The organism is Geodermatophilus sp. SYSU D00742 (assembly GCF_054049935.1).
The window spans coordinates 1-24,689 of sequence record NZ_JBJGYJ010000015.1 but is presented as its reverse complement, the minus strand read 5'-3'; the positions used below and the strand labels follow the sequence as shown (position 1 = coordinate 24,689).

Here is a 24,689-nt window from a genome sequence, read left to right as displayed (position 1 = left end):
CTGGGGTAGTACCCCCGTGCGCCGTCCCGAACCGTGGCCGGACGTCACCGACCGTGCCCGTCCCTGGAGGTCCCGTGGCCGAGGAGTTCCCGCGCATCGAGCGGCACGAGGCCGTGGACCGCTTCGGCAGGACCGCGCTGCGGACCGCGGCGGACCTCGACCGCGCGCTGTCCGACGACGACCGGGGGACCGACGCCGACCCCGTGGTGCTGCGCACCGACGGTCCGCACCGGTCCCTCGCCGGGCTGGCCGCGCTGCTGGACGAGGCGCTCGCGGACGACCACGGCGACGACCGGGGCGGGGCGTCCGCGCGCGGGGCCGGGGGCTCGGGCGCCGGCTGACGCGGCGGTGCGTCGGCTCCCGGAGGCCGGTCGAGAGGGCGCGCCGCGTCGGTCGGCCGGCGGATCCGGGACCCGTTCCGCACGCCGTTGACGCGACAGGGGCGCGGCGCGATCGTTGTCCGCCGACCGGTCGCGCAGCGCCGGCACGCCTCACGGGGGACCACCGCACCGTCGCGGGACCCGAGGAGATGAGCGCACATGGGAGCCGTCGGACTGCTGTACGTGGGAGCCGTCCTGGTCGTCAACGGCCTGATGCTCCTGGGGAGGGTGGACGCCCGCGCCGCGGCGCCGCTCAACCTGTTCGTGGGGGCGCTGCAGGTGTTCACGCCCACCTACCTGATCGTCAACTCCGGCGGGGACCCGGCCGCGATCCTGGGGGCGTCGGGCATCTACCTGTTCGGCTTCACGTACCTCTACGTCGGGATCAACCTGCTGGCCGACCTCGACGGCACCGGGCTGGGCTGGTTCTCGGCCTTCGTCGCCGGGTGCGCGGTGGTGTACGCGGGCCTGAACTTCTTCTACCTCGAGCCCCGCGACCCCGCCTTCGGCGTCATCTGGCTGTACTGGGCGGTGCTCTGGGGGCTGTTCTTCCTGGTCCTGGGGCTCAAGCGCGAGGACCTGACCCGGTACACCGGCGCGGTCGCCGTCGTCGCCGGTGTGCTGACCACGGCCGTCCCGGCGTTCCTGCTGCTGACCGGCGTCTGGGCCGATCGCGTCGGGCTGTGGGCGGTCCTGCTGGCCGTCGTCCTCCTCGCCAGCCTGGTGCTGCCCTACCGGCGGCTGCGCAGCCGGCCGGAGCCGGCCGTGCCGCCGGCCGCACCGGTCCCGACGGGGGCACCGGCCGCGCCGGAGGGCGTGCCGGTGGCGCGGCAGACCACCGAGCGCGGCGGCGCACGGCGCACGGACACCCACGGCACCACCTGACCGGTCGCGGGCACCGCGGCCGGGCGGTCAGGTGCCGCGGAGCAGCTCGTCGAACGGCGTGAAGTCGGTGAACGGGTCCGCCGGGCGGGCCGAGGCGGGCCGGCCGGCGACCAGGTCGGCCAGCTCGCCGGCGGCGCGCTCGACGCGGACGGCCAGCGCCCGGTCGACGCCTCCGTCGCCGGCCCAGTCCTCGGGGGCGGCGAACACCCCGGTGGGGACGGCGATGGCGCGCAGGTAGGCGAACAGCGGCCGCATCGCGTGCTCGATGACCAGCGAGTGCCGCGCGGTGCCGGCGGTGGCGCCGAGCAGCACGGGCTTGCCGGTCAGCGACTCCCTGTCCAGGACGTCGAAGAAGGTCTTGAACAGGCCGCTGTAGGAGCCGGAGAACACCGGGGTGACGGCGATCAGCCCGTCGGCGCCGACGACGGTGTCGATCGCCGTCTGCAGCGACTCGTTCGCGAACCCGGTCACCAGGTCGTCGGCGAGGTGGCGGGCGTGCGTGCGCAGCTCCACGACCTCGACCGTGGCGTCGTCGCCCCGCGTCCGCAGGGCGTCGACGGTGGCGGTGGTGAGCCGGTCGGCCAGCAGCCGGGTGGACGACGGCGTGCCCAGCCCGGCGCTGACGACGGCGAGGGTGCGGGTGGTCATCGGGCCGGCACCTCCTCGGCGGTGCGCCCGGTGACGTCGTCGCCGGCGGCGTGCACGGTCGGGTCCTGCGCCCCGCCGCGGGCGGCGACCCGGGCGGCGTGGGTCGGGGCGTCGGGCACGTGCGCCGGCTTCAGGGCGGCGAACTCCCGGCGCAGCACGGGCACGACCTCCTCGCCGAGGATGTCCAGCTGCTCGAGCACGGTCTTCAGCGGCAGGCCGGCGTGGTCGATGAGGAACAGCTGCCGCTGGTAGTCCCCGACGTAGTCGCGGAAGCCCAGCGTGCGCTCGATGACCTGCTGCGGGCTGCCGACGGTCAGCGGCGTCTCGCGGGAGAAGTCCTCCAGCGAGGGGCCGTGGCCGTAGACCGGCGCGTTGTCGAAGTACGGACGGAACTCGGCGATCGCGTCCTGGCTGTTGCGCCGCATGAACACCTGCCCGCCCAGGCCGACGATCGCCTGGTCGGCGGCCCCGTGGCCGTGGTGCTCGTAGCGCTGCCGGTAGAACTCGACCATCCGCTGGGTGTGCTGCGGCGGCCAGAAGATGTGGTTGTGGAAGAAGCCGTCGCCGTAGTAGGCGGCCTGCTCGGCGATCTGCGGCGAGCGGATGGAGCCGTGCCACACGAACGGCGGCACCCCGTCCAGCGGGCGCGGGGTGGAGGTGAAGCCCTGCAGCGGGGTGCGGTACTGCCCCGACCAGGTGACGACGTCGGTGTCCCACAGCTGGCGCAGCAGCGCGTAGTTCTCCACGGCCAGCGGGATGCCGTCGCGGATGTCCTTGCCGAACCACGGGTAGACCGGGCCGGTGTTGCCGCGGCCCATCATCAGGTCCACCCGGCCGCCGGCCAGGTGCTGCAGCATCGCGTAGTCCTCGGCGATCTTCACCGGGTCGTTGGTGGTGATCAGCGTGGTCGCCGTCGACAGCTGCAGCGTGCGCGTCCGGGCGGCGATGTAGGCCAGCGTGGTGGTGGGGGAGGACGAGAAGAACGGCGGGTTGTGGTGCTCGCCCAGGGCGAAGACGTCGAGCCCGACCTCCTCGGCCTTCTGCGCGATGGTGACGACCGCCTGGATCCGCTCCGCCTCGCTGGGCGTGCGGCCGGTCGTGGGGTCGGTCGTGATGTCGCTGACCGAGAAGATCCCGAACTGCATCTCGTGCTCCAAGTGGTTGAGAGCGCAACTACTGCTGCGTGCAACACTGCCGGCCCCGCCGTATTCCGGTGCTGCCGGCACCCCGCCGCGACGAGGGTCACGCAACCGGTGGGGCGGCTGGGATTGTCACAGGACGGTAACGGCGCCTACGGTGGAGGGGTCCGGTCGGTCGTCTGGTCCCCAGCCGGGGAGCCTGACCGGGCGCCGCCGAGTCGTGTCCGCGCACCGCGGGCGTGAGCCGGGGACCCACCGTAGTACCGGGGTGAATCCTGCTCCCGAGCAGGTAGGGCACCTTCCCGCCCGAACCCGTCAGCTAACTCGGTAGGCGGCCTTGGAAGGAACGGAGAGCATCCGCATGCCTCCCACGGGCCCACCCGGCTCGCAGGGACACCCGGCCACGCGCACCTCGCGCCCCTTCCTCGGCCTGCTGGTCCCACCTCGCCGTTGACCGGCCGCGCGCGTCCCTGACCGCCGCCGGCACCCCTCCCGAAGACCGCCGCGTCCCGGGCTGCCCTCCGCACCGGAGCGGCCGGCCCGCGTGCGCCCTCGCGCCCCGGAGCACCCTCCTCGATGACCGACCGCACCCAGCAGTTCCCCGCCGTCGACGCCGCCACCCCGGCCGCCGACGCCGCCCCCACCACCGATCCGTCCCGTCGCCGCCTGCGGCTGCCGGCCCAGGGGCGCCGCCCGGCGTTCTTCCTGGCCGCTGCCGCCGCCGGCGCCATCGTCGTCAACGTCCTGGCCACCGGCCAGCCCGACGCCGAGGCCGAGACCGCGACCCGGAGCGTGTCGGTGAGCGTGGCCGAGCAGCTCGGCATCGCCGCCGACGCCCCGGCCGGCGCCGCCCCCGCGGCCACCCCGGGCGCCGCCGACCTCGCCCCGCTGCAGGAGCTCGCCGCCTCGCGCAGCGAGCGGGAGGCCGCCCAGGTCAGCGCCGCCCAGGCGCAGGCCGCGGCCGACCAGGCCGAGCTGGACCGCCAGGCCGCCGAGCGGGCGGCGGCCGAGCGCGCCGCCGCGGAGGCCGCCGCCGCCGAGCAGGCCGCCCGGGAGGCCGCCGAGCGCGAGGCCGCCGAGCGCGCCGCCGCCGAGCGGGCGGCCGCGGCCCCCGCGCCTGCGTCCGCGCCGGCGCCGAGCAGCGGCGGGTCCGCCGCTCCCCGCGGCTCCTTCAAGGAGTACGCGATGTCCAAGGTCGGCAGCGCCCAGCAGTTCAGCTGCCTGGAGAACCTGTGGGGCAAGGAGAGCGGCTGGAACCCCAACGCGCAGAACCCCACCAGCACCGCCTACGGCATCCCGCAGTTCCTGAACTCCACCTGGGCCGGCACCGGGATCGCCAAGACCTCCGACGGCTACCGCCAGATCGACGCCGGGCTGATCTACATCGAGAACCGGTACGGCAGCCCCTGTGGCGCGTGGGCGCACTCGCAGGCCCACAACTGGTACTGATCCCCGCCCGGGGCCGATCCGGGTGCCCGGCTCGAGGGGTCGTCCTGACGGACGGCCCCTCGAGCCGTCTCCGGGTCCGGGTCGCCCCTGGGTACGGTGCCGGAGGCGATGGGGGAGGTGGGTGGTGAGGGTCGTCCCCTCCGGCTTCGTCCGCGCCCACACCCGGGTCCGGCGTCCGTCGTCGGTCCCGGAGGTCCGGCTGCACGTGGCCGATGACGTGGTCGCCCTCTGGGAGGCGATGGAGACCGAGGACGGCGGCGCCGGCGAGGCGCCGCCCTTCTGGGCCGCGGCCTGGCCGGGTGGGCAGGCGCTGGCGCGCTTCGTCCTGGACCGGCCCGAGGTCGTCGCGGGGCGCGCGGTGCTCGACCTCGGCTCCGGCAGCGGCCTGGTGGCCCTGGCCGCCCGGCTGGCCGGCGCCCGCTGGGTGCTGGCCAGCGACGTCGACCCGTTCAGCCGCACCGCGATCGGCGTCAACGCGGTCCTCAACGGCATCGACGCGGTGAGCGTGACCGGCGACGTCCTGGGCCGGGAGCTCTCCGGCATCGACGTCGTCCTGGCCGGGGACGTCTGCTACGACCGCGAGATGACCGAGCGGGTGCTGCCGTTCCTCGACCGCGCCGCCGCCGGTGGGGTCGAGGTGTACGTCGGTGACCCGGGCCGGCCGTACCTGCCGCACGAGCGGCTGGCTGCCGCCGCGGTCTACGAGATCACCGAGACCGAGGGTCCGGGGCTGCGGCGGACGACGGTCTGGCGGCTGCCGTGACCGGCCCGGCGCCGGCGCGTGACCGTGGCCGCCGGGCGCGCCGGCCCTCCGGGGACGACCGCGAGCGGGCCATCTTGGCGACCGCGGAGGCACTGCTCGCCGAGCGGCCGCTGGCCGAGATCTCCGTCGACGACCTCGCCCGCGGCGCCGGGATCTCCCGGCCGACGTTCTACTTCTACTTCGCCTCCAAGGACGCCGTCGTCCTGGCCCTGCTCGACCGGGTCGTGGCCGAGGCCCACGAGCTGCGCGCCGCGGCGCTGGCCGGGGCGTCGGACGACGTGCGGGCGAACTGGCGCGCGGCGCTCGTGGCGGTCCGTGACACCTTCCGCGCGCACCGGGCGCTGACCGCGGCCGCGACGCAGCTGCTGGCCGCCAGCGCCGAGGTCCGGGAGCTGTGGTCGCAGGTCATGGAGGGGTTCGTCGCCGAGACCGCCGCGGCGATCGAGGCGGAGCGCGCCCGCGGCGCGGCGCCGGGCGGGCCGGCGGCGCGGGATCTCGCCACGGCGCTGAACTGGATGAACGAGCGGGTCATCCAGGGCACGCTCGCCGGCCAGCAGCCCGCGGTCGGCGAGGACGAGCTCATCGACGTCCTGCTCGCCGTCTGGCTGCGCGCCATCTACGGGACCGACGAGCCGACGCGACGTTGAGGGGATCGACACGGTGTCGACTACCGTGGTGCGGGTCACCGGCCGAGCCAGGGGGAACGCCATGACCGATCCCGTCGAGCACGTCGACGTCCTCATCGTCGGCGCCGGGCTCTCCGGCATCGGCGCCGCCTGCCACCTGCAGCGCGAGTGTCCCGACCGCAGCTACGCCGTCCTCGAGGCGCGGGAGGCCGTCGGCGGCACCTGGGACCTGTTCCGCTACCCCGGCGTCCGTTCGGACTCGGACATGTTCACCCTCGGCTACTCGTTCCGGCCGTGGACGCAGGCGCGGGCCATCGCGGACGGGGAGTCGATCCGCCGCTACGTGCAGGAGACCGCGCGCGAGCACGGCGTGGACCGGCACATCCGGTTCTCCCACCGGGTGGTCACCGCCGAGTGGTCCACCGAGCAGGCCCGGTGGACGGTGACCGCGCAGCGCACCGACACCGGCGACACGGTGCGGCTGACCTGTTCCTGGCTGTCGGTCTGCTCCGGCTACTACCGCTACGACGAGGGCCACCGTCCGCGGTTCCCGGGCGAGGAGGACTTCGGCGGCCGGATCGTGCACCCGCAGCACTGGCCCGAGGACCTCGAGTACGCGGGCAAGCGGGTCGTCGTCATCGGCAGCGGCGCCACCGCGGTGACCCTCGTGCCGACGATGGCGCAGACCGCCGCGCACGTGACGATGCTGCAGCGCACGCCCAGCTACGTGCTCGCGCTCCCCGGCCGTGACCCGCTCGCCGACGCCCTGCGCCGCCGGCTGCCCGCGCGGGTGGTCTACCCGGTGGTCCGGTGGAAGAACGTGCTGGTGTCCATGGCCTCCTACCAGTTCAGCCGGCGTCGTCCGGCGGCGATGCGCCGGTTCATCCAGCGGCTGGCCCGCAAGCAGCTGCCGGCCGGGTTCGACGTGGCGACGCACTTCGGGCCGCCCTACGACCCGTGGGACCAGCGGCTGTGCCTGGTGCCCGACGGCGACCTGTTCACCGCGATCCGCCAGGGCCGGGCCGACGTCGTCACCGACCGGATCACGACCTTCACCGAGACGGGGATCGCGCTGGAGTCCGGCGCCGAGCTGCCCGCGGACGTCGTCGTCACCGCCACCGGCCTGACCCTGCTGCCGATCGGCGGCATGGACCTCACCGTCGACGGCGAGCCGGTCCAGTTGTCGGAGCGGGTCTCCTACAAGGGCATGATGATCTCCGGCGTGCCGAACTTCGCCATGACCATCGGCTACACCAACGCCTCCTGGACGCTGAAGGCCGACCTCGTCGCCCGCTACGTCTGCCGCCTGCTGCAGCACATGGCCGCGCACGGCCACGCCACCTGCACGCCGGTCGCGCCACCCGAGGGCGGCACCGAGCCGTTCATCGACCTCAGCTCGGGCTACGTCCGGCGCAGCCTGGCCGCGCTGCCGCGGCAGGGTGCCCGCGCGCCGTGGCGGCTGTACCAGAACTACGTCCGTGACGTGCTGCTCATGCGCCGCGGCCCCGTGGTGGACGAGGGCGTGCGGTTCGCCGCGCGGCAGCCGGCCCGCGCGGCCGAGGAGGTCGTCGCGTGAGGCTCGCCCCCTACGTGTTCGCCGGCGGGACGGCGGTCGTCACCGGTGCGGCCGGCGGCATCGGCGCCGCCCTCGCGCACGGGCTGGCCCGGCGCGGCAGCTCGCTGGTCCTGCTCGACCGGGATGCCGAGGGGCTCGCGACCGTCGCGGGGGCCATCGGCACCGCGCACCCCGAACGGGCCGTGGCGACCTACGTCGTGGACCTCTCCGACGCCGAGCAGACCCGGCGCGTGGCCGCCACCGTCGCCGCGGCGCACCCCGGGGTCACGCTGCTGGTGAACAACGCCGGCGTGGCCCTCGGCGGGCGGTTCGACCAGGTGACCCTCGAGGAGTTCGAGTGGGTCCAGGAGGTCAACCTGCGGGCCGTCGTCCGGCTCACGCACGCGCTGCTGCCCACCCTCAAGGCACACCCCGGCTCCCACCTCGTCACCGTCTCCAGCCTCTTCGGCCTGATCGCGCCGGCCGGGCAGGCGGCCTACGCCACCAGCAAGTTCGCCGTCCGCGGGTTCACCGAGGCGCTGCGCCACGAACTGGCCGACGACGGCGTGGGCGTCACCTGCGTGCACCCCGGCGGGATCCGCACGCGCATCGCGGCGGACGCCCGCGTCGGCTCGGGCGTGCCCGCCGAGGAGGGGGAGCAGGGCAAGCGCGACTTCGCCCGGCTGCTCACCATGGACCCCGCGAGGGCCGCGGAGACCGTCCTCACCGCGGTCGAGCGGCGGCGTCCGCGCCAGCTGGTCGGCTGGAGCGCCGTCGTCCCGGACCTGCTCGCCCGGGTCGCGCCGGGGTCCTACGGCCGGCTGCTGGCGGGCCTGACGTCGCTCGCGGCACGGGGCCGCCGGTGACGGGGTAGGGGTCGCCGGTGACCGTGCACGTCGGGACGTCGGGCTGGAGCTACGACCACTGGGACGGCGTCCTCTACCCGCCAGGCACCCCGCCGCGGGACCGGCTGGCCCACTACGTGCGGCGGTTCGGCACCGTCGAGCTCAACGCCAGCTTCTACCGCTGGCCCCGGACGGCGACCTTCGCCGGCTGGCGCCGCCGTCTCCCGCCGGGCTTCCAGCTCTCGGTCAAGGCGCCCCGCGGGCTCACCCACGCCAAGCGGCTGTACGCGCCGGAGGTCTGGGTGGAGCGGCTGGTCGCCTGCTGGCACGAGCTGGGCGACCGGCGTGCGGTGCTGCTGGTCCAACTGCACCCGGCGCACGAGCGGGACGACGAGCGGCTGCGGTACTTCCTCGGCCTGCTGCCGGACTGGGTGCGGGTCGCCGTGGAGTTCCGGCACCCCAGCTGGCACGTCGACGAGGTGTTCGCCCTGCTGGAGCGGTACGGGGCCGCCTACTGCGTGATGAGCGGCGCGGGCCTGCCCTGCGTGCTGCGGGCCACCGCGCCCTTCGTCTACGTCCGGCTGCACGGCCCGGACGCCACCCACCTCTACGCCGGCTCCTACGCCGACGGCGACCTGCGCTGGTGGGCCGACCGGCTGGGGGAGTGGGACGGGTCGGGCCGCGACGTGTACGTCTACTTCAACAACGACGGCCACGGCCACGCCGTGCGCAACGCCGAGAGCCTGCGCGGCCTGGTCACGGGCTGACCCGGGCCCGGCTGCGCATGGCCCGAGCGGCGAGCAGCCCGTAGCCGACCGTGTTCGGCAGCAGCGCCGCGGTGTAGATGCCCGCCTGCACGCCGGGGCTGCCCACCTCCAGGCCCAGCGGCGAGAACACGTGGTGGCCGAGGAACCCGCCGGTGTAGGGCGCGACGCCGGCGCGCTCGCGCAGCGCCAGCTCCCACTCGGTGAGCGGGCAGGGCGCTCCGGCGAGGTGCACCGCCAGGATCGCCGCGGCCACGGGGGCGTGCAGGAGCACCAGCCGCGGCCACCGCAACGCGAGCAGCGCGCCGGTCAGCATGAGCACGACGGCCAGCGCGTGCACCAGCGCGACGGCGTACGCCCAGGACACGCTCCCAGCGTGGCACGGCGGGAGGCCGCGGCGGGAGGCCCGGAGCGGGAGACTGGGCGGCATGAGCGAGCGCGAGGACAGTGGCCGCGACCCGGGCAACCGGGTGCCCCGGTCGGTCGAGGAGTTCGTGACCCAGCTGCGCGGGTTCACCGACCGCGCCCGCGGGATGGCCGCCGGCGCCGTCCCGTTCTCCCTGCCGAAGCTGCCCTCGCCGCCGGGCGCGATGTCGGCGGCCCAGCTCCAGGCAATCGACAAGGCCGTCCGCGGCCAGCGGCAGCAGATCCAGGCGATGACCGCGCAGCTGCAGGCCTTCGACGAGCAGCTCGCCGTCTTCGAGCGGATCCTCGAGCCGCTCGTGGAGTGGAGCTCCACCTGGGCCCGGCTGGAGGAGTCGGTGGCCGACCTCGTCCGCCGTCCGGGGGCCGAGACCGACGAGCCGGGGCCCGACGCCGGCCCGCCGGCCGCCCGGCGGCCCTGACCTCCTCAGCGCAGGTCGCGGCGCAGCGGGTGGTCCGGGGGCACCTCGACCAGCACGATCCGGACGCCGTCGGGGTCGGCCACCCAGCCCTCGACCAGCCCCCACGGCTCCGGGGCGGCATCCCGCAGCACCGGTACCCCGGCGGTGCGCAGCCGCGCCACCTCGGCCGCCGCATCGCGAACCTGCAGCCACAGCGCGAGTCCCCGGGGCCGCTCGTCGCTGTGCCCGGCCACCTCGAGCAGCCCGTTGCCGAGGAAGAACACCAGCCCCGGGGCGTCGGGCGGGCCGAACTCCCGGTACACCGCCAGGCCCAGCACGTCACGGTAGAACGCCCGCGACCGGGCCGGGTCGGTCGGGCGCAGCAGGATCCTGCTGCTCAGCACGTCCACCACGGCATCATCAGGGCAGACCGGCGTCCACGGACAGGGCGACCGGCCGTGCCGACGCGAGGAGGACCGGTGGCCCAGCGCTACGAGTACAGGGTGGTCGAGCTCCGGGAGGGGCTCCTCGGCGGGAAGATGTCGGGTGACAAGCTGGAGAAGGTGCTCAACGAGCACGCCCGCGAGGGGTGGCAGCTGAAGGCGATCACCTCGGTGGAGGTCAAGGGCCGGATCGGTCCCGGCGGCGTCGAGGGCGTGCTGGTCACCCTCGAGCGCCCCACCACCTGATCCACCCGGAGGAGCCCGTGCCTGACGCCGCCGACGCCCGGGCCGGGCTCCGTGCGGACTGCTCGCGCTGTGCGGGGCTGTGCTGCGTGGCGCCGGCCTTCGCCGCGTCGGCCGACTTCGCCCTGGACAAGCCCGCCGGCCGGGCCTGCCCGCACCTGCAGGGCGACTCCCGCTGCGGGATCCACGCCGACCTGCGCCAGCGCGGGTTCCCCGGTTGCACCGTCTTCGACTGCTTCGGGGCCGGCCAGCAGACGGTGCAGGTCACCTTCGGCGGCCGGGACTGGCGCGGTGACCCCGACCGCGCCGCGTCGGTGTTCGCCGCCTTCGGCGTGCAGCGGCAGCTGCACGAGCTGCTCTGGTACCTGACCGAGGCGCTGGCCCTGCCGGCGGCCGCGCCGCTGCGGCGGGAGCTGACGGCGGCCCGCGACCGCACCGAGCGGCTCACCGGCGCGCCGGCCGGTGAACTGGCCGGGGTGGACACCGCGGCCCTGCGCGCGGAGGCCGGTGCGCTGCTGACCTCGGTGAGCGAGCTGGCGCGGGCCGGCGTCCGCGGCCGCGGGGGCACGCGGGACCGGCGCAACGCCGACCTCATGGGCGCCGACCTGCGACGCACGGCGCTGCGCGGGGTCAGCCTGCGCGGCGCCTACCTGATCGGTGCAGACCTGCGCGGTGCCGACCTGACCGCGGCCGACCTCCTCGGTGCGGACCTGCGGGCCGCCGACCTGCGCGGCGCGGACCTCTCCGGCGCCCTCTTCCTCACCCGCCCGCAGGTCGCCGCCGCCCGCGGCGACGCGGCCACGCGCCTCCCCGCGGGGCTGGAGCCCCCCGGCCACTGGGGCGTCCGGTGACCGGGGACGACGCCGTCCGCTGGCTGGCCCGGCACCGCGGGAGGGCCGCGCCGGTGGACGCGCTGGCCTTCTTCGACCGGCTGCCCGCCGTCGCCCCGGAGGCCGTGGTCGGCCGCTGGCGCGGCGCCGAGCTCCCCACGGGCTCGCGGCTGGACGGGCTGCTCACCGCCCACGGCTGGTGGGGCAAGGAGGTCGTCGACGCCGACACGGTGCACCCGCTGCTGTTCACCGACCGGGCGGGCCGGCCCCGCCCGGTGCAGCCGGCGCCGGCTCCGCTGACGCTGCTGCGCCGCGCCCCGCGCCTGGCCGCCAGCGGGCCGGCCCGGCTCGCGTTCGCCGCCGCCCGGCCGCTGCTGCGCACCCGGCGCCCGGCGGCGCGCATCCGCGCGGTGGCGCACCGCGGGGTGGTCACCGCCGCGGTGGTCTACGACCGGCTGCCGGTCGTCGACGTCCTGCGCGCGGTCACCGCCGACGTCCTGCTGGGCCTCATGGACCTGCGGGGCCTGCCGGAGCCGTACTTCTTCGTGCTGGAGCGGGACGCCGGCTGAGCCGGGCTCACGGCTCGGGCGCCTCCTCGGCCGCCTCTCCCCGCCGGCCGCGGCGGCGCAGCATGCCGGTGACCGAGCCGAGCCGGTCGCTGGCCTGCCGCAGGCCGTGCACGAGGGGCAGGAGGTCCTCCGACACCCGCCGCAGGGTGTCGGGCACCGTCTCGATCGCCGGGTCGTCGAGCACCTTGCCCACCCGCTCCAGACCCGGCTTGAGCGCCCGCACCGGGTCCTCGAGCTCCTCCACGAGGGTCTCCAGCCGCTCGGCGGTCCGCTGCGCCGAGCTGATGGTCTCGGTGGCGACGCGGGTGGCCGCGATCAGCTCACGGACGGCGGTGTTGAGGTCGGTCAGCGTCCGCGGCAGCTGGGCCAGGGCCTCGGTCTGGGCCTGCAGCGTGCTGATCAGCTCGGAGAGGCCGGGGATGCGGGGCATGCCCAGGCCACGGAAGGGGTCCACGCCGCAACCGTCGGCGACGCGGGCCGGCCGCGCAACCGCCGCACCCCCTCCGGGAGGGGTCAGCGCCAGGTGGTGACGCGGACCGTCGTCCCGGCGGGGGAGGAGCGCACCTGGACCAGGTCGCACAGCTGGTGGACCAGGTGGACGCCGTGCCCGCCCAGGCGCCGGGGATCGGGCAGCCGGCGGCCGACCAGCGGGTCGGTCAGCTGCCCGGCGTCGGAGAACTCGACCACGGTGGCGCCGGGCTCGCTCCACATCGCCAGCACCCCGGTGCCGCCGCCGTGGCGGACGCTGTTGGTCGCCAGCTCGGAGGCCGCCAGCTCCAGCGCCTCCACGCGGTCGGCGGGCAGTCCGCTGGTGCGGGCGTACTGGGCGACGGTGCGCCGCACGGCCGGCAGGTCGGCGGCGCCGAACTCCCCGCGGAGGACGACGTCGCCCGGTGGCGGCAGCGCGCCGGCCAGGAGCTCGGCCGCCGTCGGCCCGCTCACGCCCCCGGTGGGGACGACGCCGTCCGCACCGGTGCGGTACGGGTGGGTGCGCAGCGCCCGCTCGCACACCGCCGCCGGGAGGCCCTGCTGGTCGTACGGGCACAGCAGCCGCCAGGCGGGGCCGCCGTCGAAGGCGTCGTTGAGCAGCAGCTCGTGCAGCTCGCACTCGACCAGCTCGGCGGGGCTGCGGCCCGGGTAGGCGGGCTCGCCGACCCCGCGCAGGGTGCGCCCGGCGCTGTGGTGCCGGCGGAGGACCTCGGCCCACACGCTGATGATCCGGCCGGGGTTGCGCCCGATATCGCCCATGTCGAGGAAGTCGACGGCGGCCGCCTCCTCGCCCAGCGCGGCGCGCAACTGCGCCAGCCGGTGCGGGGGCTCGGCGACCACGACCGCCTCGTCGCGGGCGAGGCCCTCCCGGACGAAGGCGGCGACGCCGCCGGTGAACTCGGCGTCGCCGCGGTAGGCGAACGTCTCGTGCGAGAAGCCCGGTGCGGGCGAGCCCGTCGCACCGAGGACGGGTGCGCTCACGCGCGGCCCCGCGCGGAGACCGGGGTGATCCGGTCGTAGCCCAGCAGCCGCCACACGCGGGCGAACAGCGGGGAGGTACCGACGATCGCGGCGTCCCGGCCGGCGGCGAGCCGGTCCTGGGCCCACGCGGCGATCGCCCGGGTCCCGGCCGCGTCGGCGAACTCCAGCCGGGTGAGGTCGAGCACGGCCGCGCCGGCCGGCGAGGTGGCCAGCACGCGCCGGAGCCGGTCGGCGCCGAAGGCGTCCACGCTGCCGGCCACGGTCACCCGGCCGCCGTCCAGGTACACCCGGAACGGCGCCAGGACGTCGGCGCCCGGGCCGGCCGGGGCGTGCACCTGCGGGTGGACGGCGGCGACGTCGGCGAGGACCTCCGGCGGGAGCGCGTCCCGCCGGTAGGCGCACAGCGCGGACATCCCGGAGCCGGCGGCCATGAAGTCGTCGGCCAGGTGCTCCCACCGGACGAGGTCGGCACGCCGGCCGGGGGAGGCGGCCAGCGGGGTGAGCTCGGCGACCACCCGGAGCCCGGTGTACCCGTCGGCCAGCGAGCGCCGGGTGAGGGTGTCGTAGAAGTCGTACTGCTGCTCGGGGGCGAAGCCGGCGCCGCCGTCGTAGGCCCGGCCCAGCGGGAGCAGCAGCAGCGCGCCGCCGGCGACGAGGTCGGCGACCGGTCCCAGCGGGCCGGGTTCCCGGCGCAGCCGTTCGACGTCGTCGTCGGCGCCCACGAAGACCAGTCGCTCACCGCGGGCGAGCCCGCCGGCCAGGAAGCGGCCGGCGACATCGCGCAGGGAGTCCGGGTCGTCGTAGACCCAGCAGAGGTGGTCGGCCTGGCCGACGGGTACCGGCTGGGTCACCTCTCCCTGGCGGCGCATGGGCCCACCGTAGGTGGCGGGTGCCCTCGGCCGACAGCTTCGCAGGTCAGAGGCACTTCAGGATGTCCTCGACCCGCTCGCGGGCGTCGCCGAACAGCATCCGGGTGTTCTCGCGGAAGAACAGCGGGTTCTGGACGCCGGCGTAGCCGGTGTTCATCGACCGCTTGAAGACGATGACGTGCTCGGCCTCCCACACCGCCAGCACCGGCATGCCGGCGATGGGGCTGCCGGGGTCCTCCAGGGCCGCGGGGTTGACGGTGTCGTTCGCGCCGATGACCAGGACGACGGAGGTCTTCGCGAGGTCGTCGTTGATCTCGTCCATCTCCAGGACGATGTCGTAGGGCACCTTCGCCTCGGCCAGCAGCACGTTCATGTGCCCGGGCAGCCGGCCGGCCACCGGGTGGATGCCGAACCGCACCTGGACGCCGGCCTCGGTGAGCTTGCGGGTGAGCTCGGCGACCGGGCCCTGGGCGTGCGCCACCGCCATGCCGTAGCCCGGGGTGATGACCACCGACTCCGCCGTCCGCAGCAGCTCGGCGGCCTCCTCCGCGGTGATCTCGGTGTGCACGCCGTCCTCGGACGCCGCCGCGGTGGCGCCCTCGTTGCCGAAGCCACCGGCGATGACCGACAGGAACGAGCGGTTCATGGCCCGGCACATGATGTAGCTGAGATAGGCGCCGGAGGAGCCGACCAGCGCGCCGGTGATGATCAGCAGGTCGTTGTCCAGCAGGAAGCCCGACGCCGCCGCGGCCCAGCCCGAGTAGCTGTTGAGCATCGACACGACCACCGGCATGTCGCCGCCGCCGATCGAGGCGACCAGGTGCCACCCCAGGGCGAGGGCGAGCACGGTGACGGCGGCCAGGACGCCCAGGCTCGGCGTGACCACGAACGTGACGGTGAGGGCGAGGAAGGCGACCAGCGCGCCGAGGTTGAGCCAGTTGCGGCCCGGCAGCATGAGCGGGTTGCTCCTGATGCGGGCGGAGAGCTTGAGGAAGGCGACGATCGAGCCGGTGAAGGTCACCGCGCCGACGAACACCCCGATCGCCACCTCGGCCGAGTGGATGCCGAGCAGGTCCGCCGGTACCTCGGTCTGCGCCTCGCCCGCGGCCTCCACCGACAGGTAGCCGTTCCAGCCGACGAGCACCGCGGCCAGGCCGACGAAGCTGTGCAGGACGGCGATCAGCTCCGGCATGCCGGTCATCGCCACCCGGCGGGCCCGCCACAGCCCGATCCCCGCCCCGATCAGCATCGCGACGACGATCGCGGCCACCGCGGCCGCGGAGATGCTGCGGGCGGCCAGCCCGACGGTGGCCACCAGCGCGATCGCCATGCCGGCGATCCCGTACGCGTTGCCCGTCCGCGCCGTCTCGTGCCGGGACAGCCCGGCCAGGCTGAGGACGAACAGCAGCCCCGCGACGATGTAGGCCGCCGCGGCCGCCGACGCCGCGGTCACGACCGGGTCCGGGTGGGGGAGCCGGCGGTGAACATGCCGAGCATGCGGCGGGTCACGGCGAACCCGCCGAAGACGTTGATCGAGGCGACCAGCACCGCCACGAACGCCAGCACGGTGACCAGCGTGCTCGTGTGGCCCAGCTGCAGCAGGGCACCGACGACGATGATCCCGGAGATGGCGTTGGTGACGCTCATCAGGGGCGTGTGCAGCGCGTGGTGCACGTTCCCGATCACGTAGAAGCCGACCACGATGGCCAGCGCGAACACCGTGAGGTTGCCGATCAGCTGGCTCGGCGAGAACGCGGTGAGCACGAACAGCAGCGCCGCCGCCGTCCCCACCAGCGCGGCCGTGCGGACCGGCGACAGCGGGCGCCGCTGCGCCGGCGGCGCGACGGCGGGCCGTGGGGCCGGCGTCGCCGGACCGCCCCCCGACCCGCCCGCCGACACCGCCACCGGCGGGGGCGGCCACAGCACCTCGCCGTCCCGGACGACGGTCATCGCCCGCTGGACGACGTCGTCGAGGTCGAGCACCAGCTGCCCGTCCCTGCCCGGTGTCAGGAGCTTCACCAGGTTCACCAGGTTGGTGCCGAACAGCTGCGAGGCCTGGCCCGGCAGCCGGCCCGGCAGGTCGGTGTAGCCGATGATCGACACCCCGCCCGGGGTGGTCACCACCTGGTCGGGCACCGTCCCGGCCACGTTCCCGCCCTGCGCGGCGGCCATGTCCACGATGACACTGCCCGGGCGCATGCCGGCCACCATCTCCTCGGTGACCAGCCGGGGTGCGGCCCGGCCGGGGATCAGCGCGGTGGTGATGACGATGTCGACGTCCCGGGTCTGCTCGGCGTACATGACGGCGGCCCGGCGGTCGTAGTCCTCGCTGGTCACGCTCGCGTACCCGGTGCCGCCGGCCTGCTGCTCGTCGGCCGGCACGCCCACGTACTCCCCGCCGAGGGAGGCGATCTGCTCGGCGACCTCGGGGCGGACGTCGGTGGCCCGCACGACCGCGCCCAGGCTGCTCGCCGTCCCGATCGCGGCCAGCCCGGCCACCCCGGCGCCGACCACCAGGACCTTGGCCGGCGGCACCTTGCCGGCGGCGGTGACCTGACCGGTGAAGGACCGGCCGAACACGTGCGCGGCCTCGATCACCGCCCGGTAGCCGGCGATGTTGGCCATCGAGCTGAGCACGTCTAGCGACTGGGCGCGGGAGATGCGGGGGACGGCGTCCATCGCCAGCGCGGTGACCGGTCGGGCGGCGAGGGCCTGCACGAGCTCGGGGTCCAGGGCGGGGGACAGGGTGCTCACCAGCACCGCCCCGTCGCGCAGCAGGCCGACCTCCGTGGGCGTCGGCTTCGCGACGTGCAGGACGACGTCGGCGGCCCACGCCTCGGCCGCCGTCCCGAGCCGGGCGCCGGCGCCGGCGTACGCGGCGTCGGGGGAGCTGCTGGCCCGGCCGGCCCCGCGCTCCACCACCACCGCGTAACCGAGGCCGATCAGCTGGCGCACCGTGGCGGGCGTGGCGGCCACCCGTGTCTCGCCGGGGCGGGTCTCCCGGGGCACTCCGATGAGCACGTCCGCTCCTTCCTGACGGGGGCGCAGCCGTGGCCGATCATGCCGCCCGGACGGCCGCCGGCGCGCCCCGGCCGCCGCGCCGCGGAAACCGCCACCTCCCGCCCGGGCCCGGTCTCCCCCGTGCGGGTGAGCCCGGCGCCGCTCGCGTGCAGACGCCGCAGCCGGCTGCCGTACTCGTCCGTGAGCCGGGACGTCCGGATCACGCACCGGCGCCCAGCCGGTCCAGACCACGTTGGGGGGAGCGTGTCAGCGCCGACCGTGCCTGCCGAGCCGCTGGTGCCACCGGAGATCGTCTCCTCCGTCTTCTACGGCGCCGCGGTCAGCGACACCCTCGTCCTGCTGGTGGCCGAGCTGGTCGGGGGCACCGCCCGGATCACCTGGTGCAACGAGGGCGCGACCCAGCTCCTGGGCTACGGCCTGGAGGACGTGCGCACGCTCCCCGTCGCCGCGCTGGTGCCCACGCTGCGCGGCGGGGAGGTCAAGCTGCTGCTGCGCCGGGAGCGCACCGCGCGGATGAGCCTGCCGGTCCGGACCGCCAGCGGGGCGCTGGTCGACGTCGTGGTGCTGTGCACGCCCTCGCCGTCGGGCCGGATGTGGACGCTGCGGCTGGTGCCGGCCACCAACCAGCACGAGCGCGCGCTGCGCGCGACCGCCGATGCCCACGAGCAGCGCTTCGCCACCCTGACCGAGCGGTCGCCGGTCCCGACCCTGCTGTCGGAGCAGGGCATGCGCCTGGCGCACGTCAACGACGCCTTCTGCGGCCTCGTCGGCCTGCAGGCCGAGCAGCTGCTGGGCACCGGCTGGATGGCCACCGTCCACCCCGAGGACCTCGACGGCGTCATCGAGCAGGTCGTCGTCGTCCTCGGCGGCGGGGACGGCGAGGCGCAGGCCAGGCTGGTGCGCGAGGACGGCACCGAACGGACGACGGTCATCCGCTTCGCCCACCTGTTCACCCCCGGCGTGGGCGCGGGCTTCGTCGCCACCATCGAGGACATCACCGACCGGCTGGCGTTCGAGGCGCGGCTGGCCCACCAGGCCAACCACGACCCGCTGACCGGCCTGCCCAACCGGACCCTGCTCGCCGCGCACGTGGCCCAGCGGTTCACCCCCGGCGGTGGCGGGCTGGCCTGCCTTTTCCTCGACCTGGACGACTTCAAGGTCGTCAACGACTCCCTGGGCCACGCGGCCGGCGACGAGCTGCTGGTCGAGATCGCCGGGCGGCTGCGCTCGACGGTGCGCCCCGGCGACCTGGTGGCCCGCTTCGGAGGCGACGAGTTCGTCGTCGTGTGCGAGGGCGTGGACGAGGCCGACGCGGTCACCCTGGCCGAGCGGATCGGGGCGGCGCTGGCCGAGCCGGTGCGGCTGGGCGGGGTCGACGTCCGCCCGCACGCCAGCGTCGGCGTCACCGTGCAGACCGACGAGCACACCGCCGCGGAGGAGCTCATCCGCGACTGCGACATCGCGATGTACCAGGCCAAGGCCGGCGGCAAGGGCCGGATCACCGTGCTGGACCAGCAGGCCCGCGCCGAGGCCCGCGACAAGCTGCGGCTGGTCGCCGAGCTGCGCACGGCCATCGAGCACCGCGACATCACGCTGCTCTACCAGCCGATCTTCAGCACCGTCGACGGCACCGCGACCGCGGTGGAGTCCCTGGCTCGCTGGGAGCACGCCGAACGGGGCGCGATCAGCCCGGCGACCTTCGTCGCCCTGGCCGAGGAGAGCGGCCTGATCGGCCCGCTGGGCCTGCTGGTGCTCGACGAGACCTGCCGCCAGCTCGCCGAGTGGGACCGGCTGCTGGGGGACGCCGCACCGCAGCGGGCCAACGTCAACGTCTCGGCGCTGCAGCTGGACGCCAACCTCCACCCCCAGGTCGTCGCCGCGCTGGAGCGGCACCGGCTGCACCCCTCGCGGCTGACGATCGAGATCACCGAGTCGGCCCTGATGAAGGACCCCTCCTCGGCGCGGGAGGTCCTCACCCAGCTCCGCGACCTCGGTGTCCAGCTGGCCATCGACGACTTCGGCACCGGGTACTCGTCGCTGGCCTACCTGCGGCACCTGCCGGTCGACTGCCTCAAGGTCGACCGCTCCTTCGTCGCCGAGCTCGCGCACGGGCACACCGAGATCGCCTCGGCGGTCATCGCGCTGGCCAAGAACCTGGGTCTGACCACCGTCGCCGAGGGCGTGGAGACCGCCGAGCAGGCCGAGCAGCTGGCCGGCCTCGGAGCCGCCTACCTGCAGGGCTTCAGCCTGGCCCAGCCCATGACCGGTGGTCGCACCGCGGCGTGGTTCGCCGCGCGCTCCGCCTGATGACCCCCGTCCCCCTCGCCCGACCGGGAGCCGACGTGCCCGCCAACCTGGCCTCCGCGCCGACCTTCGACCTCGAGCGCGTGCTCGCCAGCATCGACACCATGGCCGCGCAGAAGCCGGTCGCGGCGCAGATCGTGTCGGTGGCCAACTCCGACGACACCGACGCCAAGGCGCTGGCGCAGGTCCTCGCCGCGGACGTGGCCCTGGCCGGCCGCGTGATGAAGCTGGCCAACTCCGCCTACTTCGGCATGCGCGGCCGGGTGACCTCCCTGCAGTTCGCGGTCACGGTCATCGGGTTCACCACGGTGCGCACCATGGCCACCGTCGCCCTCACCGACCTCGACGACGAGTCGCGCCTGCCCGAGGACTTCTGGCGGACCAGCACCAGCGTCGCCCTCGCCGCCGCCACCCTGGCGCCCCGATTCGGCGAACGCGCGCAGGACGCGCTGTGCCTCGGGCTGCTCGCCCCGCTGGGCATGGCGCTGCTGCACCACAACGACCCGGAGGGCTACCTCGAGCTCTCCGCGGCCGAGCCGACCGGCACCGGCCGCCGCGCCGCGGAGATCCGCCGGTACGGCATCCACGCCTACCGGCTGACGGCGGTCGCCCTCGAGCAGTGGGGGTTCGCGCACAGCATGGTGGCGCCGCTGGTCGCCGTCGACGACCTGACCAACGCCGCCGCCGGGCTGCTGCGCTCCGCCCTGGAGCTGGCCTCCCGGCTCACCGTCGAGGACCACGAGGCGGTGCCGGTCGAGCAGCTCACCCAGGGCGTGCTCCGGGAGGACGCCGTCCCGCCGGTCATGGACCGGGTGCGTGCCGAGGCCGAGGAGCTGCGCCTGGCGGTGCTCGACTGACCGTCCCCGCTCCCGGGACCCGGACGGCGGCGGCCGGCGCCCCTCGGGGGGACGCCGGCCGCCGCCGTGCCGGGCCTGCCTCAGGAGGTGTAGGGCGCGCCCAGGGGGTCGACGGTCTCGTAGGCCGTGACACCGGAGGCCAGCCGCCCCAGGGCCCAGTCGCCGTCACCGAGGAGGTGGTCGATCGCGGTGAGCCGGCTGGTGTAGTGCCCGACCTTGTACTCCGCGGTCACGCCGATGCCGCCGTGCAGCTGGATGGCCTCCTTGCCGATGTGCCGGCCGGCGCGGCTGGTCTGCAGCCGGGCGCGGTCGGCGGCGGAGACGACGTCCCCGCCGGCGTCGACGACCATCGAGGCCCACAGCGCGGTGCTGCGGGCCAGCTCCAGGGCGATGTACATGTCGGCCGCCCGGAAGGTGAGCGCCTGGAACTTGCTCAGCGTCACCCCGAACTGCTTGCGGGTCTTGAGGTACTCGGCGGTGGTCCGCAGCGCGGTCTCCATGGCGCCGATCGCCTCGTGGCTGTAGGCGATGCGGGCCACGGCCAGCGCCCTCTCGACCTCGGCGGTGCGGTCCGCCGTGCCCTCGCCGAGCAGCTCGGCCGGGGTGCCGTCGAACCGCACGTGGGCGGCGCGGCCGCCGTCGTGGGTGCGGTACCCGGTGCGGGTCAGGCCCTCGGCACCGCCCCGGACGAGGAACAGCGCCGTGCCCCCGTCGACCACCGCGGAGACGACGAGGACGTCGGCCCGCGCGCCGTTCGGCACCGGCTCCTTGACGCCGGTCAGCCGCCACGTGCCGCCGTCCTGCGTCGCGGTGACCGCGGACGCCGACGGGCTCCAGCGCGTCCCCGGCTCGGCGTGGGCGAACGCCGGCACGCTGGTGCCCTCGGACAGCGGGCCGAGCACCGCCGCGCGCTGGGCGCCGGTGCCGACCGCGGCCACCACGCCGCCGGCGAGGACGACGGCCTCGACGAAGGGCTCGGGCGCGAGCACGCGGCCCACCTCCTCGGCGACGATCGCCACCTCGACCGGGCCGGCGCCCATGCCGCCGTCCTCCTCGGCGAAGGGCAGGCCGAGCAGGCCCATCTCCGCCAGGCGCGCCCAGGTCTTCTCGTCGAAGCCCGGGTCCTGCGCGACGACCTTCCGGCGCTGCTCGCTGTCGCCGTAGGCCCGCTCCAGCAGGCCGCGCACGGCCTCCCGGAGGTCGTTCTGCTCGCTGTCGTAGTCGAAGTCCACGGCTACCTCACAACCCCAGGATCGTGCCGGCGATGATGGTGCGCTGCACCTCGTTGGAGCCTCCGTAGATGGAGACCTTGCGGTAGTTCAGGTACTCGGGCGTGGCCACCCGTGCCCAGTCGGGGACCTCGGAGCCCCCGTCGGCGAACGAGGCCACCGAGAGCGGGCCGGCGATGTCGACGATCAGCTCGGTGGCGGCCTGCTGCAGCTCCGAGCCCCGCAGCTTCAGCACCGAGGACGCCGGGTGCGGCCGGCCGTCGGCGGAGTTGGCCACCACCCGCAACGCGGTCAGCTCGAGGGCCAGCAGCTCGTTCTCCACCTCGGCGATGCGTCCGGCGGTGCGGGGGTCCTCGGCCAGCGGGCGGCCGTCGACGGTGATCGCCTGCGCGTACTCCTTGGCCTGGGCCAGCAGCCGCTTGGTGGCGCCGACGCGGGCGATGCCCACCCGCTCGTTGCCGAGGAGGAACTTGGCGTAGTCCCAGCCGCGGTTCTCCTCGCCGATGAGGTTCTCCGCCGGCACCCGGACGTCCTCGAAGAAGACCTCGTTGACCTCGAAGCTGCCGTCGAGGAGCTCGATCGGCCGCAGGGTGACCCCGGGGGAGTCCATGGGGAAGACCAGCATCGAGATGCCGCGCTGCCGCTTCTCCGCGGTCGGGTCGGTGCGGACGAGGCAGAAGATCCAGTCGGCGTGCTGCCCGAGCGTCGTCCAGGTCTTCTGACCGTTGACCACCCAGTCGTCGCCGTCGCGTACCGCGGTGGTGCGCAGCGAGGCGAGGTCGGAGCCGGCGTCGGGCTCGGAGAAGCCCTGGCACCACCAGATGTCGAGGTTGGCCGTCCTGGCCAGGAACCGCTCCTTCTGCTCCTGGTTGCCGAAGGCCGCGATGACCGGGCCGATCATGCTGGTGTTGAAGGCGAGCGGCTCCGGCACGTTGGCCAGCTGCATCTCCTCACGCCAGATGTGGCGCTGCAGCGGCGTCCAGTCCCGGCCGCCCCACTCCACCGGCCAGTGCGGCACGGCGAGCCCGGCGGCGTTGAGGACGCGCTGGGTCCGGACGTAGTGCTCCTTCGACACGTGCCGCCGGGCCGCGACGGTGTCGCGGATCTCCTGCGGCACCCGGGTGGTGAAGAACGTCCGCATCTCCTCCCGGAAGGCCTCCAGTTCCGGGGACAGCTGCAACCGCATCGGACCTCTCTCCTGACGACGGCCACCCCTGGTGTGGCCGCCGTCTCGCAGGTGGGGATCCCGACGATCCCACACTTGCTACTGGCCGGTAGTCCCGGGGCGGCGGCGCGTCGGCGCCCGCGCTCGACAGGCGCGGACGGGCAGGTCCCGGGTTCCCCGTGACCCGCACACACGGTCACCCGCGCGAGCGTCGGGGGCCGCCGCGGGGGACGCTCGGGGGTGTGTTCGACGTCGACTGGATGGGTCAGCTGACGCGTGAGGTGCTGCGGGAGCGGGTGCCCGCGCTGATCGCCGAGGCCTGCGCCTGGAGCGTCGGGATCTCCGACCGCCCGCACCACGAACGGCGGCGGGGCCGGCTGGTGGAGACCGGCGGCACCAACGCCGACCGGGTGGCCCGGGGCCAGCCGCTCAGCGGCGAGGAGGACGGCCGCCTCGACCTCGGCGACGCCCGCCCCGGCAGCTTCCGCGACGCGCTCAACGCCGTGGACGCCGACGGCGTGCTCTACGCCGACCGCTTCGACCGCGAGGTCATCGAGCCGTTCGTGCTGGCCACCTGCGTGATCGCCGTCGAGCGGGCCCGGGCCACCCGCCACGCCGAGTGGGCCGAACTGCTCGACGACCTGGGGGAGGACGGCCGCGACCCGGCCGGCGTCGTCCGCGCGGGGGAGTGGGAGGCGCCGCTGCGCACCGAGGCCGAGCACCTCGTGCTCGCCGCGCTGGCCGACGTCCCCCTGCTGGACGTCGAGGCCGAGGGGCTGCCGTTGTCGCTGGTCCGTGCCGCTGAGGCGCTCACCCGGGGCGCGGCCGACCCGGCGCCGGCGCCGGCCACGGAGGACCCGGCCGCCTCGGGTGCGGTGTTCCTGGCCCGCGCGGCGCTGGCCGAGGCGCGGCTGAGCGAGCCGGTGGCACCGGGGGACGCCGACCGGCTGCTGGGCGCCCTCCTGGCCGAGGGGCTGGAGCCCGACGAGCTGGGCGGCGTCCTGCCGCACCTGCCGCTGGCGCCGGGCACCGCCGACGCCGTCCTCACCCTCCTGGACGCCGGCCGTTGACCCCGGCCGGCCGCCGACGCCGCCGGTGGTGGCGTCTCACCCGGAGGTCGCCCGGTACGCCGCCAGCGCCCGGTGGGCGTACCGACGGCGCTCGGCGAAGACCCGCTGCACCTGCGGGTGTGACCGGGGGAGCAGCGCGCGGTCCGGTCCGAGGACGCTGCCGGGCGTCTCGAAGCGGTACAGCACCTCGTCACAGGCGTCGTCCACGGTGACGTCCGGACGCCGGAGCACCGCGTCCACGCCGGGGTAGCTGCGCTGCAGCTCGTGGACCAGGTAGTCGACCTGGGCGTCCATGTCGAACAGGATCGCGCCCCCGAGCACGCGGCCGCCGAACGCGTGCCGGAACAACCCCTCGCGGCGCGGCCGCCAGGTCCACTGCGCCAGTCCCACGCCGGGCAGCCTCGGGCCGCGGCCGGGCCCGCGGTCGACGACGTCGTCGGGGGTGAAGTCGACGAGCCTCCCGTGCACGTCGGGTGCCCGCATCGGCGTCTCGGGCCGGCTGCCCTCCAGCCGGCTGGGGATGATGCCCGACTCCGCCCAGAGGTTGCCGACGATGCCCGCGGCGCCGTTGACCGGGTAGCCGTAGCGCTGCACGAGCAGCCCCATGACGTAGCGCATGCGCTGTTCCGCGGGCACCTGGCTCCAGTCCGGTCCCGGGCCCGGGACCGGAGGTGTGGGCACCGGCGCCGGGGGGGTGGGGGTCGGGCCGGGCCCGGGGGGCCGCCCGGTGAGGGCGGCGGC

The 24,689-nt window shown here is 75.4% G+C and carries 27 protein-coding genes and 1 riboswitch; of the genes, 15 read left to right on the top strand and 12 right to left on the bottom strand.

The features are described 5' to 3' along the window. Window positions 1–74: 74 nt before the first annotated feature. Both ACI78V_RS12295 and ACI78V_RS12290 read left to right on the top strand, forming a co-directional pair. Window positions 75–341, top strand: coding sequence for a hypothetical protein (locus tag ACI78V_RS12295; RefSeq protein WP_456851186.1), 267 nt, complete (start codon window positions 75–77; stop codon window positions 339–341). Window positions 342–539: 198 nt separating this feature from the next. Then, window positions 540–1,265 carry an AmiS/UreI family transporter gene (locus tag ACI78V_RS12290; protein WP_456851185.1) on the top strand — a complete coding sequence of 242 codons (726 nt, stop codon included), beginning with the start codon at window positions 540–542 and terminating at the stop codon, window positions 1,263–1,265. Window positions 1,266–1,292: 27 nt separating this feature from the next. On the opposite strand, the gene ACI78V_RS12285 is transcribed toward ACI78V_RS12290, so the two are convergent. Both ACI78V_RS12285 and ACI78V_RS12280 read right to left on the bottom strand, forming a co-directional pair. Continuing rightward, the gene (locus ACI78V_RS12285; RefSeq protein WP_456851184.1) at window positions 1,293–1,913 is read right to left on the bottom strand and encodes an FMN reductase; all 621 of its coding nucleotides are present in this window, start codon (window positions 1,911–1,913) and stop codon (window positions 1,293–1,295) included. Then, complete coding sequence (locus ACI78V_RS12280; protein WP_456851183.1) at window positions 1,910–3,058, bottom strand: LLM class flavin-dependent oxidoreductase; 1,149 nt, start codon at window positions 3,056–3,058, stop codon at window positions 1,910–1,912. The genes ACI78V_RS12285 and ACI78V_RS12280 overlap by 4 nt, the downstream gene beginning before the upstream one ends. 195 nt (window positions 3,059–3,253) lie before the next feature. Next, a riboswitch (cyclic di-AMP (ydaO/yuaA leader) is annotated at window positions 3,254–3,401 on the top strand. 227 nt (window positions 3,402–3,628) lie between these two features. On the opposite strand from ACI78V_RS12280, the gene ACI78V_RS12275 reads away from it, so the two are divergent. The 6 genes from ACI78V_RS12275 (at window position 3,629) to ACI78V_RS12250 (ending at window position 9,057) form a co-directional block, all read left to right on the top strand. Then, window positions 3,629–4,501, top strand: coding sequence for an aggregation-promoting factor C-terminal-like domain-containing protein (locus ACI78V_RS12275; protein WP_456851182.1), 873 nt, complete (start codon window positions 3,629–3,631; stop codon window positions 4,499–4,501). 124 nt (window positions 4,502–4,625) lie between these two features. Further along, on the top strand, window positions 4,626–5,264 hold the full coding sequence (locus ACI78V_RS12270; protein WP_456851181.1) for a class I SAM-dependent methyltransferase: 639 nt from the start codon (window positions 4,626–4,628) through the stop codon (window positions 5,262–5,264). Beyond that, complete coding sequence (locus ACI78V_RS12265; protein ID WP_456851180.1) at window positions 5,261–5,911, top strand: TetR/AcrR family transcriptional regulator; 651 nt, start codon at window positions 5,261–5,263, stop codon at window positions 5,909–5,911. Before ACI78V_RS12270 ends, ACI78V_RS12265 begins: the two co-directional genes overlap by 4 nt. Before the next feature lie 61 nt (window positions 5,912–5,972). Beyond that, the gene (locus tag ACI78V_RS12260; RefSeq protein ID WP_456851179.1) at window positions 5,973–7,466 is read left to right on the top strand and encodes a flavin-containing monooxygenase; all 1,494 of its coding nucleotides are present in this window, start codon (window positions 5,973–5,975) and stop codon (window positions 7,464–7,466) included. Then, a complete protein-coding gene (locus ACI78V_RS12255) occupies window positions 7,463–8,311 on the top strand; it encodes an SDR family NAD(P)-dependent oxidoreductase (protein ID WP_456851178.1) in 849 nt (282 codons plus the stop codon). Before ACI78V_RS12260 ends, ACI78V_RS12255 begins: the two co-directional genes overlap by 4 nt. 17 nt (window positions 8,312–8,328) lie before the next feature. After that, entirely contained in the window at window positions 8,329–9,057 is a 729-nt protein-coding gene (locus tag ACI78V_RS12250; protein WP_456851177.1) for a DUF72 domain-containing protein, read from the top strand. Here ACI78V_RS12250 and ACI78V_RS12245 read toward each other — a convergent pair. Beyond that, the gene (locus tag ACI78V_RS12245) at window positions 9,047–9,421 is read right to left on the bottom strand and encodes a DUF2784 domain-containing protein (protein ID WP_456851176.1); all 375 of its coding nucleotides are present in this window, start codon (window positions 9,419–9,421) and stop codon (window positions 9,047–9,049) included. The two genes, ACI78V_RS12250 and ACI78V_RS12245, sit on opposite strands and share 11 nt — an antisense overlap. Window positions 9,422–9,482: 61 nt before the next feature. Between ACI78V_RS12245 and ACI78V_RS12240 the strand changes: the two genes are divergently transcribed. Beyond that, window positions 9,483–9,899, top strand: a complete 417-nt coding sequence (locus tag ACI78V_RS12240; RefSeq protein ID WP_456851175.1) for a hypothetical protein — start codon at window positions 9,483–9,485, stop codon at window positions 9,897–9,899. Window positions 9,900–9,904: 5 nt separating this feature from the next. On the opposite strand, the gene ACI78V_RS12235 is transcribed toward ACI78V_RS12240, so the two are convergent. Further along, entirely contained in the window at window positions 9,905–10,282 is a 378-nt protein-coding gene (locus ACI78V_RS12235; protein ID WP_456851174.1) for a VOC family protein, read from the bottom strand. 75 nt (window positions 10,283–10,357) lie between these two features. Here ACI78V_RS12235 and ACI78V_RS12230 point away from each other — a divergent pair, with 75 nt between their 5' ends. From ACI78V_RS12230 to ACI78V_RS12220, 3 genes are read left to right on the top strand one after another with little or no spacing between them, the layout of a single operon-like run. After that, window positions 10,358–10,567: a DUF4177 domain-containing protein gene (locus ACI78V_RS12230; protein WP_456851173.1), complete on the top strand. Its 210-nt coding sequence runs from the start codon at window positions 10,358–10,360 to the stop codon at window positions 10,565–10,567. A gap of 17 nt (window positions 10,568–10,584) precedes the next feature. Continuing rightward, window positions 10,585–11,415, top strand: a complete 831-nt coding sequence (locus ACI78V_RS12225; protein ID WP_456851172.1) for a pentapeptide repeat-containing protein — start codon at window positions 10,585–10,587, stop codon at window positions 11,413–11,415. Further along, window positions 11,412–11,963, top strand: a complete 552-nt coding sequence (locus tag ACI78V_RS12220) for a GXWXG domain-containing protein (protein ID WP_456851171.1) — start codon at window positions 11,412–11,414, stop codon at window positions 11,961–11,963. Before ACI78V_RS12225 ends, ACI78V_RS12220 begins: the two co-directional genes overlap by 4 nt. 7 nt (window positions 11,964–11,970) lie before the next feature. Here the strand turns inward: ACI78V_RS12220 and ACI78V_RS12215 are convergent, their stop codons facing one another. Genes ACI78V_RS12215 through ACI78V_RS12195 form a run of 5 tightly spaced genes read right to left on the bottom strand, consistent with a single transcriptional unit; the run spans window position 11,971 to window position 17,323 of the window. Continuing rightward, on the bottom strand, window positions 11,971–12,417 hold the full coding sequence (locus ACI78V_RS12215; RefSeq protein WP_456851170.1) for a hypothetical protein: 447 nt from the start codon (window positions 12,415–12,417) through the stop codon (window positions 11,971–11,973). 59 nt (window positions 12,418–12,476) lie between these two features. Further along, window positions 12,477–13,433, bottom strand: a complete 957-nt coding sequence (locus tag ACI78V_RS12210; RefSeq protein WP_456851169.1) for an anti-sigma factor RsbA family regulatory protein — start codon at window positions 13,431–13,433, stop codon at window positions 12,477–12,479. After that, complete coding sequence (locus ACI78V_RS12205; RefSeq protein ID WP_456851168.1) at window positions 13,430–14,302, bottom strand: MEDS domain-containing protein; 873 nt, start codon at window positions 14,300–14,302, stop codon at window positions 13,430–13,432. Before ACI78V_RS12205 ends, ACI78V_RS12210 begins: the two co-directional genes overlap by 4 nt. 46 nt (window positions 14,303–14,348) lie before the next feature. After that, entirely contained in the window at window positions 14,349–15,755 is a 1,407-nt protein-coding gene (gene pntB / locus ACI78V_RS12200; protein ID WP_456851167.1) for a Re/Si-specific NAD(P)(+) transhydrogenase subunit beta, read from the bottom strand. Then, complete coding sequence (locus ACI78V_RS12195; RefSeq protein WP_456851166.1) at window positions 15,752–17,323, bottom strand: Re/Si-specific NAD(P)(+) transhydrogenase subunit alpha; 1,572 nt, start codon at window positions 17,321–17,323, stop codon at window positions 15,752–15,754. The genes pntB and ACI78V_RS12195 overlap by 4 nt, the downstream gene beginning before the upstream one ends. Window positions 17,324–17,566: 243 nt before the next feature. On the opposite strand from ACI78V_RS12195, the gene ACI78V_RS12190 reads away from it, so the two are divergent. Then, complete coding sequence (locus tag ACI78V_RS12190) at window positions 17,567–19,630, top strand: putative bifunctional diguanylate cyclase/phosphodiesterase (RefSeq protein WP_456851165.1); 2,064 nt, start codon at window positions 17,567–17,569, stop codon at window positions 19,628–19,630. Further along, on the top strand, window positions 19,630–20,484 hold the full coding sequence (locus ACI78V_RS12185; protein ID WP_456851164.1) for an HDOD domain-containing protein: 855 nt from the start codon (window positions 19,630–19,632) through the stop codon (window positions 20,482–20,484). The genes ACI78V_RS12190 and ACI78V_RS12185 overlap by 1 nt, the downstream gene beginning before the upstream one ends. Before the next feature lie 80 nt (window positions 20,485–20,564). Here the strand turns inward: ACI78V_RS12185 and ACI78V_RS12180 are convergent, their stop codons facing one another. After that, a complete protein-coding gene (locus ACI78V_RS12180) occupies window positions 20,565–21,716 on the bottom strand; it encodes an acyl-CoA dehydrogenase family protein (RefSeq protein ID WP_456851163.1) in 1,152 nt (383 codons plus the stop codon). 7 nt (window positions 21,717–21,723) lie between these two features. Further along, window positions 21,724–22,899, bottom strand: a complete 1,176-nt coding sequence (locus ACI78V_RS12175) for an acyl-CoA dehydrogenase family protein (protein WP_456851162.1) — start codon at window positions 22,897–22,899, stop codon at window positions 21,724–21,726. Between the two features lie 221 nt (window positions 22,900–23,120). Here ACI78V_RS12175 and ACI78V_RS12170 point away from each other — a divergent pair, with 221 nt between their 5' ends. Then, window positions 23,121–23,948, top strand: a complete 828-nt coding sequence (locus ACI78V_RS12170) for a hypothetical protein (RefSeq protein ID WP_456851161.1) — start codon at window positions 23,121–23,123, stop codon at window positions 23,946–23,948. Window positions 23,949–23,984: 36 nt separating this feature from the next. Here the strand turns inward: ACI78V_RS12170 and ACI78V_RS12165 are convergent. Then, on the bottom strand, window positions 23,985–24,689 hold a 705-nt coding region (locus ACI78V_RS12165; protein WP_456851160.1), incomplete at its 5' end, for a phage tail tip lysozyme.

Coding starts and splice junctions, on each gene's coding strand:
- ACI78V_RS12290 (WP_456851185.1), top strand. CDS start 540: ATGGGAGCCGTCGGACTGCTGTACGTGGGAGCCGTCCTGGTCGTCAAC.
- ACI78V_RS12285 (WP_456851184.1), bottom strand. CDS start 1,913: ATGACCACCCGCACCCTCGCCGTCGTCAGCGCCGGGCTGGGCACGCCG.
- ACI78V_RS12280 (WP_456851183.1), bottom strand. CDS start 3,058: ATGCAGTTCGGGATCTTCTCGGTCAGCGACATCACGACCGACCCCACG.
- ACI78V_RS12275 (WP_456851182.1), top strand. CDS start 3,629: ATGACCGACCGCACCCAGCAGTTCCCCGCCGTCGACGCCGCCACCCCG.
- ACI78V_RS12260 (WP_456851179.1), top strand. CDS start 5,973: ATGACCGATCCCGTCGAGCACGTCGACGTCCTCATCGTCGGCGCCGGG.
- ACI78V_RS12240 (WP_456851175.1), top strand. CDS start 9,483: ATGAGCGAGCGCGAGGACAGTGGCCGCGACCCGGGCAACCGGGTGCCC.
- ACI78V_RS12205 (WP_456851168.1), bottom strand. CDS start 14,302: ATGCGCCGCCAGGGAGAGGTGACCCAGCCGGTACCCGTCGGCCAGGCC.
- ACI78V_RS12185 (WP_456851164.1), top strand. CDS start 19,630: ATGACCCCCGTCCCCCTCGCCCGACCGGGAGCCGACGTGCCCGCCAAC.
- ACI78V_RS12175 (WP_456851162.1), bottom strand. CDS start 22,899: ATGCGGTTGCAGCTGTCCCCGGAACTGGAGGCCTTCCGGGAGGAGATG.